The sequence below is a fragment of the Actinomadura montaniterrae genome (assembly GCF_008923365.1).
GTDB lineage: Bacteria > Actinomycetota > Actinomycetes > Streptosporangiales > Streptosporangiaceae > Spirillospora > Spirillospora montaniterrae.
The window spans coordinates 1-16,782 of record NZ_WBMR01000068.1 but is presented as its reverse complement, the minus strand read 5'-3'; the positions used below and the strand labels follow the sequence as shown (position 1 = coordinate 16,782).

The 16,782-nt window shown below is 72.8% G+C and carries 14 protein-coding genes; 5 read left to right on the top strand and 9 right to left on the bottom strand.

Going from position 1 to position 16,782, the window contains the following annotated elements:
* Positions 1-3 precede the first annotated feature (3 nt).
* Together F9B16_RS22950 and eno are read right to left on the bottom strand one after the other, a co-directional pair.
* A complete protein-coding gene (locus tag F9B16_RS22950; RefSeq protein WP_151542170.1) occupies positions 4-441 on the bottom strand; it encodes an FtsB family cell division protein in 438 nt (145 codons plus the stop codon).
* Between the two features lie 7 nt (positions 442-448).
* Positions 449-1,735: a phosphopyruvate hydratase gene (gene eno, locus F9B16_RS22945; RefSeq protein ID WP_151542169.1), complete on the bottom strand. Its 1,287-nt coding sequence runs from the start codon at positions 1,733-1,735 to the stop codon at positions 449-451.
* A 199-nt stretch (positions 1,736-1,934) separates the two neighbouring features.
* On the opposite strand from eno, the gene F9B16_RS22940 reads away from it, so the two are divergent.
* From F9B16_RS22940 to F9B16_RS22925, 4 genes are all read left to right on the top strand, one after another.
* Positions 1,935-2,984 carry an ABC transporter substrate-binding protein gene (locus F9B16_RS22940; RefSeq protein WP_151542168.1) on the top strand — a complete coding sequence of 350 codons (1,050 nt, stop codon included), beginning with the start codon at positions 1,935-1,937 and terminating at the stop codon, positions 2,982-2,984.
* The gene (locus tag F9B16_RS22935) at positions 2,981-3,787 is read left to right on the top strand and encodes an ABC transporter ATP-binding protein (protein WP_151542167.1); all 807 of its coding nucleotides are present in this window, start codon (positions 2,981-2,983) and stop codon (positions 3,785-3,787) included. The genes F9B16_RS22940 and F9B16_RS22935 overlap by 4 nt, the downstream gene beginning before the upstream one ends.
* Positions 3,777-4,700: an ABC transporter permease gene (locus F9B16_RS22930; protein WP_151542166.1), complete on the top strand. Its 924-nt coding sequence runs from the start codon at positions 3,777-3,779 to the stop codon at positions 4,698-4,700. Before F9B16_RS22935 ends, F9B16_RS22930 begins: the two co-directional genes overlap by 11 nt.
* A gap of 156 nt (positions 4,701-4,856) precedes the next feature.
* Entirely contained in the window at positions 4,857-6,254 is a 1,398-nt protein-coding gene (locus F9B16_RS22925) for a sensor histidine kinase (protein WP_151542165.1), read from the top strand.
* A gap of 64 nt (positions 6,255-6,318) precedes the next feature.
* On the opposite strand, the gene F9B16_RS22920 is transcribed toward F9B16_RS22925, so the two are convergent.
* The 7 genes from F9B16_RS22920 to mfd form a co-directional block, all read right to left on the bottom strand.
* On the bottom strand, positions 6,319-6,675 hold the full coding sequence (locus tag F9B16_RS22920) for a tetratricopeptide repeat protein (RefSeq protein WP_151542164.1): 357 nt from the start codon (positions 6,673-6,675) through the stop codon (positions 6,319-6,321).
* Positions 6,676-6,770: 95 nt separating this feature from the next.
* Complete coding sequence (locus tag F9B16_RS22915) at positions 6,771-6,980, bottom strand: hypothetical protein (protein ID WP_151542163.1); 210 nt, start codon at positions 6,978-6,980, stop codon at positions 6,771-6,773.
* Between the two features lie 60 nt (positions 6,981-7,040).
* Complete coding sequence (locus F9B16_RS22910) at positions 7,041-7,985, bottom strand: NADP-dependent oxidoreductase (protein ID WP_151542162.1); 945 nt, start codon at positions 7,983-7,985, stop codon at positions 7,041-7,043.
* Positions 7,986-8,071: 86 nt separating this feature from the next.
* On the bottom strand, positions 8,072-10,474 hold the full coding sequence (locus F9B16_RS22905) for a penicillin-binding protein (protein WP_225991871.1): 2,403 nt from the start codon (positions 10,472-10,474) through the stop codon (positions 8,072-8,074).
* 70 nt (positions 10,475-10,544) lie between these two features.
* Positions 10,545-11,519 (bottom strand): MazG family protein, encoded by a 975-nt coding sequence (locus F9B16_RS22900; protein ID WP_151542161.1) that lies wholly within the window; start codon positions 11,517-11,519, stop codon positions 10,545-10,547.
* Between the two features lie 139 nt (positions 11,520-11,658).
* Entirely contained in the window at positions 11,659-12,327 is a 669-nt protein-coding gene (locus F9B16_RS22895) for a hypothetical protein (protein WP_151542160.1), read from the bottom strand.
* A gap of 87 nt (positions 12,328-12,414) precedes the next feature.
* On the bottom strand, positions 12,415-15,984 hold the full coding sequence (gene mfd, locus F9B16_RS22890; RefSeq protein WP_151542159.1) for a transcription-repair coupling factor: 3,570 nt from the start codon (positions 15,982-15,984) through the stop codon (positions 12,415-12,417).
* 228 nt (positions 15,985-16,212) lie between these two features.
* Here mfd and F9B16_RS22885 point away from each other — a divergent pair.
* Positions 16,213-16,782: class I SAM-dependent methyltransferase (locus F9B16_RS22885; protein WP_151542158.1), on the top strand; the 570-nt coding region annotated here is incomplete at its 3' end.

The following is a 16,782-nucleotide window of genomic DNA, read 5'->3' as shown; positions in this document are numbered from 1 at the left end:
GGATCAGCGCGGCCTGTCGGCGGTCTCCACGGACCGCCACAACGTCTCATACCACGGCGGCCGGCTCGCCGGGCCGTCGCTGCGGGCCTTGCGCCCGTCGTCCCCGCCGCCGTCCAGCACGATGTAGCACGTCACGTCCGGACGGCAGTAGTGGAGCCTTCGCGTCGCCTCACGCTCAATGTACGACTTGTCGCCCAGCTGCCGCTTGCGTTGGGCGAGTTCGTCGACCTTTTTGCGGGAGGCGGCCTGCTTGCGCTGGAGATCGGAGATCTCCTTACGCTGCGCGATGTACTCGCGCACAGGGTAGGCGAGGCTCAGCGCGATCGCGCACATCACCACCGCGAGGATCGCGGCCCGGCTGGTCAGCGCCGGGCTGGTGCGGCGCGCGCCGGCCCCCGGGGAGCCGTCCCCCCGGGGGTCGTCCCGCTCGTCCCGGGACATCGGCGTGTCAGGCGCCCTGCGCGTCGAAGCGCGGGAACGCGGCGGCGCCGGCGTAGCGGGCCGCGTCGTCCAGCAGCTCCTCGATGCGCAGCAGCTGGTTGTACTTGGCGACGCGGTCGCTGCGCGCCGGGGCGCCGGTCTTGATCTGGCCGCAGTTGGTCGCGACGGCGAGGTCGGCGATCGTGGTGTCCTCGGTCTCGCCGGACCGGTGGCTCATCATGCAGCGGTAGCCGCTGGTCTGCGCGAGCGACACCGCGTCGAGGGTCTCGCTGAGCGTGCCGATCTGGTTGACCTTGACCAGCAGCGCGTTCGCGGCGCCGGCCTTGATGCCGCGGCCGAGCCGCTCGGGGTTGGTGACGAACAGGTCGTCGCCGACGATCTGGACGCGGTCGCCGACGGCGGCGGTGAGGCCCTCCCAGCCCGTCCAGTCCTCCTCGTCGAGGGGGTCCTCGATGGAGACGAGCGGGTAGTTGCCGAGCAGCTCGCCGTAGTAGGCGGCCATGTCGTCGGACGAGCGCTTGGTGCCCTCGAAGGCGTACTGGCCGTCGGCGTGGAACTCGCTGGCGGCGACGTCGAGGGCGAGCGCGATGTCGCGGCCGGGGGTGAAGCCGGCCTTGCCGATCGCCTCGACGATCAGGTCGAGCGCGTCGCGGTTGCTCGGCAGGTCGGGCGCGAACCCGCCCTCGTCGCCGAGCCCGGTGTTCAGGCCGCGCGACTTCAGCACCGACTTCAGCGCGTGGTAGGTCTCGGCGCCCCAGCGCAGCGCCTCGGCGAAGGTCGCCGCGCCGATCGGCGCGATCATGAACTCCTGGACGTCGACGTTGCTGTCGGCGTGCGCGCCGCCGTTCAGGATGTTCATCATCGGGACGGGCAGCAGGTGCGCGTTCGGCCCGCCGACGTAGCGGAACAGCGGCAGCCCGGCGGAGTCGGCGGCGGCCTTGGCGACGGCGAGGCTGACGCCGAGGATCGCGTTGGCGCCGAGCTCGGACTTGGCCGGCGTGCCGTCCAGGTCGATCAGCAGCTGGTCGATCAGCCGCTGGTCGGAGGCGGGGTAGCCGACGAGCTTCTCGTCGATGGTCTCGTTGACGGCCTTGACGGCCTTGCGGACGCCCTTGCCGCCGTACCGCTCGTCCTTGTCGCGCAGCTCGACGGCCTCGAACTGCCCGGTGGAGGCGCCGCTCGGGACGGCGGCGCGGGCCTCGGTCCCGTCGGCGAGCAGTACCTCGACCTCGACGGTCGGATTGCCGCGGGAGTCAAGGATCTCCCGGGCGAGTACGGCCTCGATGGACGACACGGGCAACCCCCTGGTGGTACGGGACAGATCGGTGCGGTCACCGAGCCTATCCCGCGCGCCCCCTCCACCGCCCAACTGGCTCGCCGTTCGGCGGCCGCGGCCGTTACACGACCGTGCCGCGCAAGCGACTTGACGAAATCATTGCCCACCTTATCTACTAAGCACGTCAAACACACTTGGTAAGTAGGGATTACTGACAATGCATCGCAGACTCCGATGGCGCGCGGCCGCCGCGGCACTGATCGTCCTGGCCGGCGCGGGGACGCTCAGCGCCTGTGGCGACGACGGCGGCGATGGGAAGTCCGGTGCGGACACCCAGCTCAGGCTCGGGTACTTCCCGAACATCACGCACGCCACCGCGCTCGTCGGCGTCGAGAAGGGCATCTTCGCCAAGCACCTCGGCAAGGCGCCGAAGACCGCCACCTTCAACGCCGGGCCCGCCGCCGTCGAGGCGCTGTTCTCCGGCGCGATCGACGCGACCTTCGTCGGCCCGAACCCGTCCATCAACGCCTGGGCGCAGTCCCACGGCAAGGCGGTGCACATCATCTCCGGCGCGGCGTCCGGCGGCGTCGCGCTGATCGTCAAGCCGGGGATCAAGAGCGCCCAGGACCTCAAGGGCAAGAAGATCGCCACCCCGCAGCTCGGCAACACCCAGGACGTCGCCGTCCGCTACTGGCTCAAGCAGCAGGGCCTCACCGCGAACAAGGACGGCAGCGGCGACGTCAAGATCGTCCCGCAGGAGAACGCGCAGACCCTGCAGACCTTCCAGCAGGGCACCATCGACGGCGCCTGGGTCCCCGAGCCCTACGCCTCCCGCCTGGTCCTCGAGGACAAGGGCGTCAAGCTGCTGGACGAGGCGTCGCTGTGGCCCGGCGGCAAGTTCGTCATCACCAACCTGCTCGTCAGCCAGGAGTTCGAGAAGAAGCACCCGGACGAGGTGAAGAAGCTCCTGCAGGGCGTCGTCGAGGCCACCGACTACATCAACCAGAACAAGGCCGACGCCGAGAAGGTCACCAACGAGGCCCTCACCAAGCTGAGCGGCAAGCCGCTCAAGCCGGCCGTCCTGGACTCCGCGTTCAAGTCGATCACCTTCACCGTCGACCCGGTCGCGTCCTCGCTGACCGCGGGCGCGCAGCACGCCGAGCAGATCGGGCTGCTGCAGAAGACCGACCTGAACGGGATCTACAGCCTCGGTCCCCTCAACGACGTGCTCAAGGCGAGCGGGAAGGCACAGGTCAGCGACAAATGACAGAGGCCGTCACGGCCGCCCCGAGCCGGACCGCCGCCGCGGTCCGGCTTCGTGGCGTCTCCAAGGCGTTCGGTTCCGCGAAGACCCGGCTGCTCGCGCTCGACCAGGTGTCGCTGGACGTCGCGCCCGGCGAGTTCGTCTGCCTGCTCGGCGCGTCCGGATGCGGCAAGAGCACGCTGCTGAACCTCGTCGCCGGGCTCGACAGGGTCAGCGCCGGGACGATCGACACCGAGGACGCGCGCGTCGCGCTGATGTTCCAGGAGCCCGCGCTGTTCCCGTGGCTGACCGTCACCGCGAACATCGAGCTGGCGCTGAAGATGCGCGGCGTCCCCCGCCCGGACCGGCGGCCCCGCGCCGCCGAGCTGCTCGACTCGGTGCACCTCGGCGGGTTCGCGAGGAAGCGCCCGCACCAGCTGTCCGGCGGCATGCGGCAGCGCGTCGCGCTCGCCCGCGCCCTCGCCCTGACCGAGGACGACGGCGACGGCGACGGCCGGGGCACCGTCCTGCTGATGGACGAGCCGTTCGGCGCCCTCGACGCGATGACCCGCGACCTGCTGCACGACGAGATCGAGCGGATCTGGCGGCAGCGCGCCCTGTCGGTGCTGTTCGTCACGCACAACGTCCGCGAGGCCGTGCGGCTCGGCGACCGGGTGGTGCTGCTCAGCAGCCGCCCGGGCCGGGTCGTCGAGGAGTTCCCCGTCCCGATGGACCGGCCGCGCCGCATCGACTCCCCCGAGGTCGCCTCGCTCGCCGCGACCATCACCGACCGGCTGCGCGAGGAGGTCGGACGCCATGGCGCATGACACGACCAGCAGGAACGACGCGCCGCCCGAGGTCGCCGCGACCGGCGACGCCCCGGCGGCGAGCACGGCCGACCGGCTGAACCGCGAGCTCGCGGGCCTCGACGCGCTGGAGCTCGGCGGCGGCACCGGCCGGCGGCTGCTGCAGCGGACCTGGTCCGCCCTCTGGCCGATGGCCGCCGCCGTCGTGATCGCGCTGCTGGCCTGGCAGGCGGTCGTCTGGAGCGGCTGGAAGGACCCGTGGGTGCTGCCCGGCCCCCGCGACACCTTCCCGGTGCTGTGGGACCAGGTCACCTCGTCGCGGTTCTGGAAGGCCGTGGCGCTGACGATGCAGCGCGCGATCATCGGGTTCGCGCTGTCGATCGCGGTCGGCGTCGTGGTCGGCGCGCTGGTGTCGCAGTTCCGGGTGCTGCGCCGCGCGTTCGGCTCGCTGATCACCGGGCTGCAGACGATGCCGTCGATCGCCTGGTTCCCGCTCGCCATCCTGCTGTTCAAGCTGAGCGAGAGCGCGATCCTGTTCGTGGTGGTGCTCGGCGCGGCGCCGTCCATCGCCAACGGGCTGATCGCCGGCGTCGACTACACCCCGCCGATCCTGCTGCGCGCCGGGAAGGTGATGGGGCTGCGCGGGTTCAACCTGTACCGGCACCTGGTGCTGCCCGCGTCGCTGCCGTCGTTCATCGCGGGGCTCAAGCAGGGCTGGGCGTTCGCCTGGCGCAGCCTGATGGCCGGCGAGCTGCTGGTGATCATCGGCAGCACCACCTCGCTGGGCGTGCTGCTGTCGCAGGCCCGCGAGCTGAACAACACCGCCGACATGATCTCCTACATGATCGTCATCCTGGTGATCGGGATCGTGATCGACCAGCTGTTCGGGGTGCTGGACCGGGCCGTCCGCGGCCGCTGGGGTCTGGAGGACTGACCGCCGGGGCGCCTCCCGGGGCCGACCGATCTTTTACCCGCCGCCCACGGTCGCGTTTGCCCTGCTCAGGCAAGAAACACCGGGTATCGGCAACATACCCGGGAGGTCGCCATCGGTGTCCGGCTCCGCCGTGCCGCAGCGGGCCTGACCCGCTGTGTGTGGCGGGTCGCGCTGCACGGCTCGCGGGTCCGGTTCCGGGTGACGGTGACGGCGGCGCTCGCGGCGTTCCTGCTGACCACCGTCCTGTACGTGGTCTTCGTGGTGCTGATCAGGCAGGACGTGAAGGGCGACCTCAACGACGACCTGGCGCGGGAGGGCCGGCGCATCGCCACGGTGATCCACGCCGGCGTCCTGCCGGTCCCGCACGTCTACACGGTCGGCGACACGCTCGCGCAGGTCGTCGACGGCCGGCACCGCGTCATCGCGGCGAGCAGCGGGATGCAGGGCCGGCCCCCGCTGGCGTTCCCGCGCCCCCCGCCCGGCAACGACCGCCGCATCGGCCGCAGCTGCGCCGTCGACGCGCCCGGCGGGCCGTGCTTCCAGATCGTCGAGTACCGGGTGGGGATGCCCGGCCCCGGCGCGGAGTACGTCTACACGCTCGCGCCCGAGCCGGGCCTGTTCCCGCGGCCCCTGCTCGCGGCGCTGATGGCGCTCGGCATCCCGATCGTCACCGCGCTCGCCGGGTACGGGACGTGGCTGTCGGCGAGCCAGGCGCTGCGCTCGGTCGAGGCGATCCGCCGGGAGCTGGACGAGATCACCGCCACCGACATCCAGCGCCGCGTCCCCGTCCCGGAGCGGCGCGACGAGATCGCGGTGCTCGCCGACAGCATCAACGCCACCCTGGACCGGCTGGAGGAGGCGGTGGCGCGGCAGCGCGCGTTCGTCGTCGACGTCTCGCACGAGCTGCGCAGCCCCCTCGCCGGGCTCCGGATGGAGCTGGAGCTGGCGCTCGCCGACCCCGACGCCACCGACCTGCCCGACACGCTGCGCGCCCTGCTCAACAACACCGACCGGGTGGGGGCCGTCGTCGACGACCTGCTCGCGCTGGCCCGGCTGGAGGCCGACCGCAACTTCCCGCGCGAGACCGTGGACCTGACGGAGCTGGCCGACCAGGAGGTGCTGCGCCGTCCCCGGCGCGCCCGGGTCACCGTCCTGTCGGAGGGCCCGGTGACGGTGACCGCCGGGCGCTCCGAGCTGGCCCGGCTGCTCACCAACCTGATCGACAACGCCGACCGGCACGCCCGGTCCGCGGTCACCGTGATCGTCGGCACCGAGGAGCCGTCGACGGCCGTCGTCGAGGTGATCGACGACGGCCCCGGCATCCTGCCCGAGGACCGCGAGCGGGTCTTCGAGCGCTTCACCCGGCTCAACGAGGGCCGGCACCGCGACGCCGGCGGCACCGGCCTCGGCCTCGCGATCTCCCGCGACATCGCCGCCGCGCACGGCGGTTCGCTGATCCTCGCCGACCGCCGCAGCGACGACGAGGGCGCCCGCTTCGTCCTGCGCCTGCCCAGGAAGGGCGCCTCCGCCGGCACTCCCAGCCTCGGACGGTAGGCGCGGATCAGGCGGGATGGGCTCGATCAGGCGGGATGGGCGCGATCAGGCGGGATGGGCGGGGTCAGGCGAGGTCGGCCGCGGTCAGGGAGACGTCGACCTTCTCGGCCGGGCCCACGCCCATGGCCCGGGCCAGGTTCCGGTACGTGCGGGCCTCGGCGGGGCGGTTGCGGCGCTCCAGCGTGCGGGCCAGCGCCTCGTGCGCCCAGCCGTTGCACGGGTCCAGGTCGACGAGGCGCCGGAACGTCTCCTCGGCGCGGCCGAGCTGGGCGCTGTGGAAGTAGGCGCGGGCCAGCAGCTCGACGGCGGCGCGGTTGCCGGGCTCCTCGGCGGCGATGGGGGCCAGCAGCCGGGCCGCGCCGGCGTAGTCCTTCGCGTCGAAGAACAGGGTCGCGCGCTCGAAGTCCTCGTAGGTGATCACGTGGCCCCCTCTCACGGGTTGCTTGACGCAACCATGAACCTGAGCCCCGGTTCGTTTGTTCCCTGCTCCGCTATCCGGCCCGCCCCCGTCGGCGGCTACGCCATGCCCAGCTCCTCGCGGAGGCGGTGGCGCTCGTTCTCCAGCGCCTCGATCTGCCCGGCGAGCTCCTCGCGGGCGGCGAGGTTCTGGCCGGCGTCGACGAAGTCGGTCGCGTCCGCCGACGGCGCGGGCAGCTCGGCGCGCAGCCGGGAGATGTTCGCGTCGAGGTCGCGGATCCGGGCGCGCTTCTCGTCCTCGGTGCTCATGTGGGCCTCCTAACGGGGGTCTGTTCGGGACTGCATGCCCGCATGGGGGCCGCGATCACCTCAGATCCGGATCACCGTCTTGCCGCGCGCCCCGCCGGCGCGGTTGTCGGCGAGCGCGTCGCCCGCCGCCTCGAGCGGCACCTCGCGCTCGACCATCACCCGCAGCTCGCCCGCGTCGATGAGGTCGGACAGCCGGTCCAGCATCTCCGCGGACGGCGCGCCGATGTGGTTGACGCCGCGGTGCCCCTGCGCCTCCATGACGTCGGGGTTCACCGACCAGGTGGTGCTGACGTAGGTGCCGCCCGGCCGCAGCAGCTGCGCGAGCCGCTCGGTGCCCTGCGCGTCGCTGACCACGTCGAGGATCGCGTCGATCCCGTCGCCGTGGACGCGGAGCACCTGGTCGTTCAGGTCGCCCCCGGAGTGGTCGACGGTCTCGTCCGCGCCGAGCCGGCGGATCGTGCCGGCCATGTCGTCGCGGGCCGTGGCGATCACCTTGGCGCCGGTGAGCGCGGCGAGCTGCACCAGGGCCTGGCCGACCCCGCCGGTCGCGCCGACGATCAGGACGGTCTGCCCCGTGTCGAGCTCCGCCTCGTCCACCATGGCCATGGCGGTGCCGCAGGCCGTCGGCACCGCGGCGGCCTGCGTGTAGATCATCCCGGCGGGCATCCGGGCGACCGGGCCGTCCTCGGCGGCCAGCGCGTACTCGGCGTAGCTGCCGATGCCGCGCTCCACGTCGCGGAACATCCCGTACACCTGCTCGCCGTGCCGCAGCCGCGTGACGCCCGCGCCGACGGCCTCGACGACCCCGGCGCCGTCCTGGCCGAGGATCAGCGGGAAGCGCGCCTCCACCGAGTCCTTCAGCATCCCGTCGGCGATCTTCCAGTCGACCGGGTTGAGGCCCGCGGCGATCATCTTGACGAGGATCTCGCCGGGGCCGGGCTCCGGCCGCGGCAGGTGCGTGGGCGCCGGCGTGGCGCCGTACTCGGACACGGCGATGGCTCGCATGACGATCGTCCCCCCGATGGACTGCGGACTGGGATCCCCCGTCCGATGATCTACCCCGGTACCGGACGATCACACAGGTGCGCAGGTCAGCCCGGGATTCCGTGGCGCGGACCGCCGGCCTCGTCGCGGCGCTTCGGACCGCCCGCGCCCTTGCCCGGGCCCTTGCTCGGGCGCAGCGTGACCGTCCCGCCGGGCTGCGCCGACGACGGGGAGACCTCCGCGACCGTCCCCTTCGGGTAGTCGGACTTCACCGGGGCGCCGACCCGCACCTTGAACCCGGCGCCGCGCAGCTTCGCGGCGGCGTCCGCGACCTTCATCCCGCGCACGTCGGGCGGCTTGGCGGTCTCCTCGCCCGACCCCTTGCTGAAGAAGCGCGACGGCGGCCGGACGAACGACGACGCGGGCGTCCCGGCCAGCGCGCCGACCATGCTCTGGTGCCAGATCGGCGCCGGGATCGTCGCGCCGTAGACGGGGCCGTAGCAGCGGCCGTCCATGCACAGGTCCGACATGGGGTGCTTGTAGCCGCCGCGCGGGTCGCCGACCCACACCGCGGACGCCAGGTCCGGGGTGTACCCGGCGAACCAGGCGGCGGAGAAGTTGTCGACGGTGCCGGTCTTGCCGGCGGCGGGACGCCCGATGCCCTGACCGGCGGCGGTGCCCTTGGTGAGCACACCGCGCAGCACGTAGTTGACGGCGTCGGCGGTCTCCCTGTCGAGGGCCTGCTCGCAGTGCGCGCTCGGCACCTTGAGGCGGTGCCCGGCCGCGTTGGTGATCTGCGTGATCGCGATCGGCGAGCAGTACCGGCCGCGCGCCCCGAACGCCGCGTAGGCGGCGGCGAGCCGGACCGGCGAGACCTGGTTGATGCCGAGCGTGAACGACGGGTACTGCTGCAGCGGCGCGCCGGTGGCCTGCCGCATGCCGAGCTTCTCGGCCATCTTGACCGTCGGGCAGAGCCCGACCTTCTTCTCCAGCGCGAGGAAGAAGGTGTTCACCGAGTGCTGGGTGCCGGTGACGATGCTGAACGGCTTGCCGCCCTCGCCGTCGCCCGCGTTGTGCAGCGAGGCGCTCGCGTCGCCGACGCGGCGGCCCTTGCAGTCGCGGTAGCCGACCGGCGTGAACTCCTTCGGCGCCATCAGCCGGGTACCGAACGGCAGGCCCTGGTCGAGGGCCGCGGCCAGCGTGAACGCCTTGAACGTCGACCCGGCCTGCATCCCGATGCTGGAGCCGTGGTCGGCGTCCGCGGCGAAGTTGATCCAGGTCTTGCCGCGCACCTTGTCCGAGCCGAGCCTCCGGTCGACGACCATCGCCTTGATCCGGCCGCTGCCCGGCTCCACCATCGCCTCGGCCGCCGCCTTGTGCGCCGAGTTCCTCGCCGGGACGGCGTCGTCGACGGCGCGCTGCGCGGCCTTCTGCGCCCGCCGGTCCAGGGTGGTGCGGATGGTGAGGCCGCCGCGCTTCAGCAGCTTCTCCCGGTCCCCGGACGTCGCGCCGAACACCGGGTTCGCGAGGATCTCCCGCTGGACGTAGTCGCAGAAGAACGGGGCCGTGCTGGTCACGCAGCCGCTCTTGACGTCCTGGACCTTCAGCCGGACCGGCTGCCGCTCCGCCGCCGCGGCGGTGTCCTGGGTGATGTACCCGAGGTCGGCCATCCGCTGCAGGACCGTGTCGCGGCGCTTGCGGGCCGCCTCCGGATGCCGGGTCGGATCGTAGGCGAACGGGTACCGGACGACCCCGGCGAGCAGCGCCGCCTCCGCGAGGTTCAGCTGCGACGCGTGCTTGGAGAAGTACCGCCGGGACGCCGCCTCGATGCCGTAGGCGCCCGCGCCGTAGTAGGCGATGTTGAGGTAGCGGCGCAGGATCTCGTCCTTGGAGTACCGCTGCTCCACCGCCACCGCGTACCGCAGCTCGCGGATCTTCCGGGCCGCGGAGATCTCCTTGGCGGCGTTGCGCTCGGCCGTCGAGTCGGCCTGGGTGAGCAGCAGGTTCTTCACGTACTGCTGGGTGATGCCGGAGCCGCCCTGGGTGACCTCGCCGTTGCCGAGGTCGCTGACGAGCGCGCGCAGCGTGCCCTGCGCGTCGATCGCGCCGTGCTCGTAGAAGCGGCTGTCCTCGATCGCCACGACCGCCTTGCGGGCGATCGGCGCGATCCCGTCGAGCGGGACGTCCACCCGGTTCTGGTAGAAGAACGTCGCGAGCGTCGAGCCGTCGGCGGCGAGGATCCGGGACCGCTGCGGCACGCCGGAGGTGTCGAGGTCGGCGGGGACGCTGTCGAACCAGCGCGCCGAGTCGCGGGCGTTGACCCCGGCGGTGCAGGCCGTCGGCAGCACCAGCAGCGCGACGAGCAGCCCGGCGACGCCGCCGAGGACGCCGAGGCCGCGCAGCGCGCGGAACTTCTGGGCACGGGTGGTGGAGGCGGTCAGCACCCGGCGGCGACGGCGCACCGGTGACCGGTTCCCGTCCCCGCCGCCGTCCCTGGCCCCGTTCGGCACGCGCTCACTGTAGACGGGCGACTTCCGGCGGACCACCCCATCGGGGATCTTCCGCCCGGGATCCACCGGATCAGCCGTGCGCCCGCCGCCGTTCCCACGCTCTGACACGATCGCGGAATACCCGGGAAACGGCCCGCAACTCCGCTTCGGCGTCGAGTCCGCGATCAGCGGCCTCCCGAACCAGGGCGAACAACCGTATTCCCAGGTCATCGCCGGTGTCCCCGGCGGTCGGGACGAGCTCGTCCGGGGCGTCCATGCGGCCCGCGCGGCGCTGCAGCTGCGCCGCGAGCGTCAGCGCCGGCTGCCCCATCGGGACGCCGTCCAGCGCCGACGCGTCCGCGCCGCTCTTCGCCGCCCGCTCGGCCGCCTTGATCTGCTCCCAGTTCGCGTTGACCTCGTCGGCGCCGGACACCGCCACGTCCGCGAACACGTGCGGGTGCCGCCGGACGAGCTTGTCGACGATCCCGGCGGCGACGTCGTCGATGGTGAACGCGGTGTCGTCGGTGCGCTCGGACGCCACCTCCGAGTGGAACACCACCTGCATCAGCACGTCGCCGAGCTCCTCGCGCAGCGCGCCGTAGTCGCCGGTCTCGATGGTGTCGAGCACCTCGTAGGACTCTTCGAGCAGGTACGGGACGAGCGTCTCGTGGGTCTGCTCCCGGTCCCACGGGCAGTTGCGCCGCAGCCGCTCCATCACCGCGACCAGGTCGAGGAGCCGCGCGCCGGGCAGGTCGTAGGAGCCGTGCAGCACCTCGACGTCCAGCGGGTCGGTCACGACGAGGGCGCCGACCGCGCGCATCAGGTCCTCGTCGCCCTCCGGCGCCGCGATCCACACGACCTGCGCCTCCCGCGCGGCGGCGACCAGCGCGGCCGGGTCGGGGACTGCGGTCTCCTCGGCGGACACCCCCGCGTCGCGCAGGTACGGCAGCAGCGGATGGCCGGGCCGCGTGAGCACCCGCCCCGCCGACCGCAGCGCGTCCCACGCCTTCCAGGTCAGCAGGCCGGGCGCGACCCGGTGCGTCGTCGCCAGCAGCGTCAGGCCCATCCGCGCGCTCCCCGCGACGCCCTGACCACTCGCGCGCGCGCCGCCTGCGGGGGGACGACCCCCCGCACCCCCCGGTTCGCTTCGCTCATGCGCGCCGCCTGCGGGGGGACGACCCCCCGCACCCCCCGGTTCGCTTCGCTCATGCTCCGTCGGTACCCGTTTCGGCCGACGACAGGTCGTACACGACCGGCCCGATGTCGACCTTGGCCGCGTCGTACCGGCCGAACCGCGGGTTGATCTTGATGTGCATGTCGCGCGCCGCCTTCTGGAACTTCAGCCCCCACTGCTGCGCCGCCTGCACGGTCAGCGGGCTCTGCGCGTTGCCCAGGTCGGCGCCGAACTTCTGCATCACGGCCGTCTGCGTGGCGATGAAGCGCGCCAGGTCCCGAGTCCGGGACCGCGGCAGCCCGCTGGCCAGGGTGATCGAGCCGGCGCCGCCCCGCTGGTCCATGAGCGCCGTGGTCTGGTCGGCCAGCCCGTCCGGCACGGAGACGCCCGCGTCGCGGGCGACCCGGTCGGCGACGCGGAAGTTCACCAGCAGGCTCAGCGCGCCCTCCATGTCCGTCTCGGACTCCTGGTCGGCGAGCCCCGGCGCGAGCCCGCTGGAGTTCGCCCGGATCTGGTTGGCGACCGGGTCGTCCTTGAACTGGCCGCGCCAGTCCCGGACGGTCTGGTCGAGGGAGGTGACGGTGATGCGGTCGCCGCCGACGAGGGCGGCGGTGCCGACGCGGGTCTGGCCGCCGCAGCCGGCCAGCGCGCCGGCCGCCACCACGGCGGCCACCACGACCTTCACGGACTTACCGGGCACGGAATCCTCGTCTCGTCGTTCGTCGCTGTGCGTCGCCCGGCGCGTCGGGACGGCCCTGGCCCCTGATCACCGGCGATCCGGTGCAGCCTATCCCCGCCCGGCGGACGCGGGCGAGGCCTCCAGGAACAGCGCCTCGACCAGGTCCGTCGCCCACTTCAGCAGTTCCTGGTCGCGCAGCGGCCGGCCGCCGAGCGGCGCCGTCTTCGGCGCCGGCACCAGCAGCGTGTCGCTGGCGGCCTTGAGGATGCTCTTCGGGTACAGCCGCTGCAGCCGGACCTGCTTGGAGTCGGGCAGGTCCACCGGCGTGAACTTGATGTGGTTGCCCTGGACGGTGACGTCGGTGAGCCCGGCCTTGCGCGCCTTGGCGCGGAACCGCGCGACCTCCAGCAGGTTCAGCACCGGGACGGGCAGCGGCCCGAACCGGTCCTTCAGCTCGTCGTGCACGGCGCCGATCTCGTCCTCGGACGTGATCGCCGCGATCCGCCGGTAGGCGTCCAGCCGGAGCCGCTCGCCCGGCACGTACTCGTGCGGCAGGTGCGCGTCGACGGGCAGCTCGACCTTGGTCTCGACGGCCTCGGGCTCGGCGCCGCCCTCCTTCAGGTCCCGGACGGCCTCCCCGACCATCCGGACGTACAGGTCGAACCCGACGCCGGCGACGTGCCCGGACTGCTCCGCGCCGAGGATGTTGCCCGCGCCGCGGATCTCCAGGTCCTTCATCGCGACGTACATGCCGGCGCCGACCTCGGTGTGCTGCGCCAGCGTCGCGAGCCGCTCGTGCGCGGTCTCGGTCAGCGGCTGCTCCGGCTGGTACAGGAAGTAGGCGTACGCGCGCTCCCGGCCGCGCCCGACGCGTCCGCGCAGCTGGTGCAGCTGCGACAGCCCGTACATGTCGGCGCGGTCGACGATCAGCGTGTTGGCGTTCGGGACGTCCAGCCCCGACTCCACGATCGTCGTGGCGACCAGCACGTCGTAGTTCTTCTCCCAGAAGTCGACCATGACCTTCTCGAGCTCGTGCTCGTTCATCTGGCCGTGCGCGATCGCGACCCGCGCCTCCGGGACGAGCCGCGCGATGTTCGCCGCGACCTTGTTGATCGACCGGACCCGGTTGTGCACGAAGAACACCTGGCCCTCGCGCAGCAGCTCGCGGCGGATCGCCGCGGCGATCTGCTTCTCCTCGTAGGGGCCGACGAACGTCAGCACCGGGTGCCGCTCCTCCGGCGGCGTCAGGATCGTGGACATCTCCCGGATGCCGGTGAGGCCCATCTCCAGCGTCCGCGGGATCGGCGTCGCCGACATCGCGAGGACGTCGACCTGGGTGCGCAGCCGCTTCAGCTCCTCCTTGTGCTCGACGCCGAACCGCTGCTCCTCGTCGATGATCACCAGGCCGAGCTTCTTGAACTTCGTCCGCGCCGACAGGATGCGGTGCGTGCCGACCACCACGTCGACGGTGCCGTCGGCGAGGCCGCCGAGGGTCGCCTCGATCTCCCCGTCGGTCTGGAACCGGCTGATCGGCTTCACCACGACCGGGAACGCCGCGAACCGCTCGGCGAACGTGGACAGGTGCTGCTGGACGAGCAGCGTCGTCGGCACCAGCACCGCGACCTGCATGCCGTCCTGGACGGCCTTGAACGCCGCGCGCACCGCGATCTCGGTCTTGCCGTAGCCGACGTCGCCGCAGATCAGCCGGTCCATCGGGACGGGCTTCTCCATGTCGCCCTTCACCTCGTCGATGGCGGCGAGCTGGTCGGGCGTCTCCACGTAGGGGAAGGCGTCCTCCAGCTCGCGCTGCCACGGGGTGTCGGTGCCGAACGCGTGCCCGGGGCTCGCCATCCGCGCCGAGTACAGCCGGATCAGCTCCCCGGCGATCTGCTTGACGGCCTTGCGGGCGCGGGACTTGGCCTTCTGCCAGTCGGCGCCGCCGAGCCGGTGCAGGCTCGGCGCCTCCCCGCCGACGTAGCGGGTCAGCTCCTCCAGCTGGTCGGTCGGGACGAACAGCCGGTCGCTCTTGGCGTACTCCAGGATCAGGTACTCGCGGGTGGCGCCCTGCACCGTCCGGCTGACCATCTCCACGTACCGGCCGACGCCGTGCTGCTCGTGGACGACGTAGTCGCCGGGCTTGAGCTGCAGCGGGTCGATGCCGCCGCGGCGCCGCGACGGCATCCGCCGGACGTCCTTGGTGGACGACTTCTGCCCGGACAGGTCCGTCTCGGTGAGCACCGCGAGCTTCACCGGCTCCCAGACGAAGCCGTTCTCCAGCAGCCCGGTGGTGACGGTGACCACGGACGGCTCGGGCGGCGCGGCCACGTCGGCGAGCCGCGCGCCGATGCCCTCCTCGCCGACGAGCTGGACGAGGCGCTCGGCGGGCCCGTGCCCGGCGGTGACCATGACGACGCGCCAGCCGGCGTCGATCCAGCCCTTGAGGTCGCCGACGACGCGGGTGGTGTCGCCCCGGTACGCCTCGGCGGCATGGACGCCGAGGTTCAGCGCGTCGCCCTCGGGGTTCAGGGCGGTGACGCTCCAGCGCGGCAGGCCCAGCTCGGTGCTGTGCTGCCGGACCTCCTCCAGCGACCGGAACGCGGCGGCGCCGAGGTCGATGGGCGCCTCGCCGCCGGCGGCGGCGTTCACCCAGCTGGCCTCGAGGAACTCCTGGCTGGTGCGGACGAGCTCGACCGAGCGGGTGCGGATCCGCTCCGGCTCGCACACCAGCAGCGCCGACCCCTCGGGCAGCAGGTCGGTGAGCAGCTCCATGCTGTCGGCGAGGACAGGCGAGAACGCCTCCATGCCCTCGACGGTGTCGCCGTCGGCGATCCGGCCGAGGATCTCCTCCAGCGCGGGGTGCTCCTCGGCGAGCAGCTTCGCGCGCTCGCGGACCTTCTCGGTCAGCGGCAGCTCGCGGCACGGCGGCGCCCAGAGCCCGTCCTGCGCGACCTCCAGGGACCGCTGGTCGGCCGCCTTGAAGTAGCGGATCTCCTCGACGGTGTCGCCCCAGAACTCCACCCGCAGCGGGTGCTCCTCGGTGGGCGGGAACACGTCGAGGATGCCGCCGCGCACCGCGATCTCGCCGCGCTTCTCGACCAGGTCGACGCGGTGGTACCCGGCGTCGACGAGGCGGCGGACGGCGTCGTCCATGTCGGCGTCCTCGCCCGACACCAGCCGGACCGGCTCCAGGTCGGCGAGGCCCGACACGATCGGCTGCAGGACGGCGCGGACCGGCGTGACGACGACGTCCAGCGCGCCGCCCTTGCCGGGCAGGTGCGCGCCGGCCTCCTCCTCGGTGGGCGTGTCGCCCGCGTCGGGGTGGACGAGCCGGCGCAGCACGGCGAGCCGCTGCCCGACCGTGTCCGAGCGCGGCGACAGCTTCTCGTGCGGCAGCGTCTCCCAGGCCGGGAAGTGCGCCACCCGGCCCGCGCCGATCAGGCTGGTCAGCGCGGCGGTGAGGTCCTCGGCCTCGCGGCCGGTCGCGGTCACCGCCAGCACGGCGCCGTGCCGTCCGCCGGGGCCGGCGGAGCGCGCGGCGACCGCGCGGCTCAGCGCCGCGGCGAGGATCGGCCAGGTGGCGGCGGGGGCGACGACCTCGGTGTCGGTGCGCGCCTGCTTCAGCGCGCGCTCCAGCTCGGCATCGGCGCACGCAAGGTCAACAAGTCCAGAAAGCGTCATTTTCGCCCGTAAGTTCGCATTCACCCCGAGGGGCAGGGCAGCCCGAAGAACCGGAATCCGTGACCGGACCCGGCACCGCGTACCAGACTACGCGCCCGCGCACGCCGTCGTGCTGGCGACGTCGCAGGCCGCAGGACCGGCATCCATGATCGCGGAGGGCGACACGGCGGTTACCAAGAATGGGCAAATAGCGGACAGAGCGCAGTCGGGCGATTACGCTGCGAGACTGTGACCGATCTGCGTACGCCGCCGGTCAACGACGGCGATCTCTTCTCAGAACGCGCAAGGCAGTACGCACTGGAGAAGCCCCTGCAGCGGATCCACATCCTGGAGGCGGGCTGCGGCTGGGGCGCGGGGCTGGACCTCGGCGACCGCGAATGCCTGGTGACCGGGGTCGACCTGGAGTCCCCGGAGCTGCGCGCGCACGCCTGCGAGCGGCCCGACCTCGACCAGTGGCACCTCGGCGACCTGCGCACGGTCCCGATGCCGCCGCGCGCCTACGACATCGTCCACGCCACCTACCTCGTCGAGCGGGTCCCGCACGCCGAACTGGTCCTCGACCGGTTCGTCGCGGCGCTCAAGCCGGGCGGGCTGCTGCTGGTCCACCTCCGCGACCGCAACACCGCGTTCGGGTTCCTCGACCGCCACCTGCCGCGCTGGATGCACGCCTCGGGCCGGCGCCGCAAGTCCCGTCCCGGCCGGGCCGCGCGCGGCGCCCACGCCCGCGTCCCCGCCGAGGGGCAGGCGGAGGGCCCGGCGGAGAGCGCCGCGGAGACCGCCGCACAGGGTGCGGCGGAG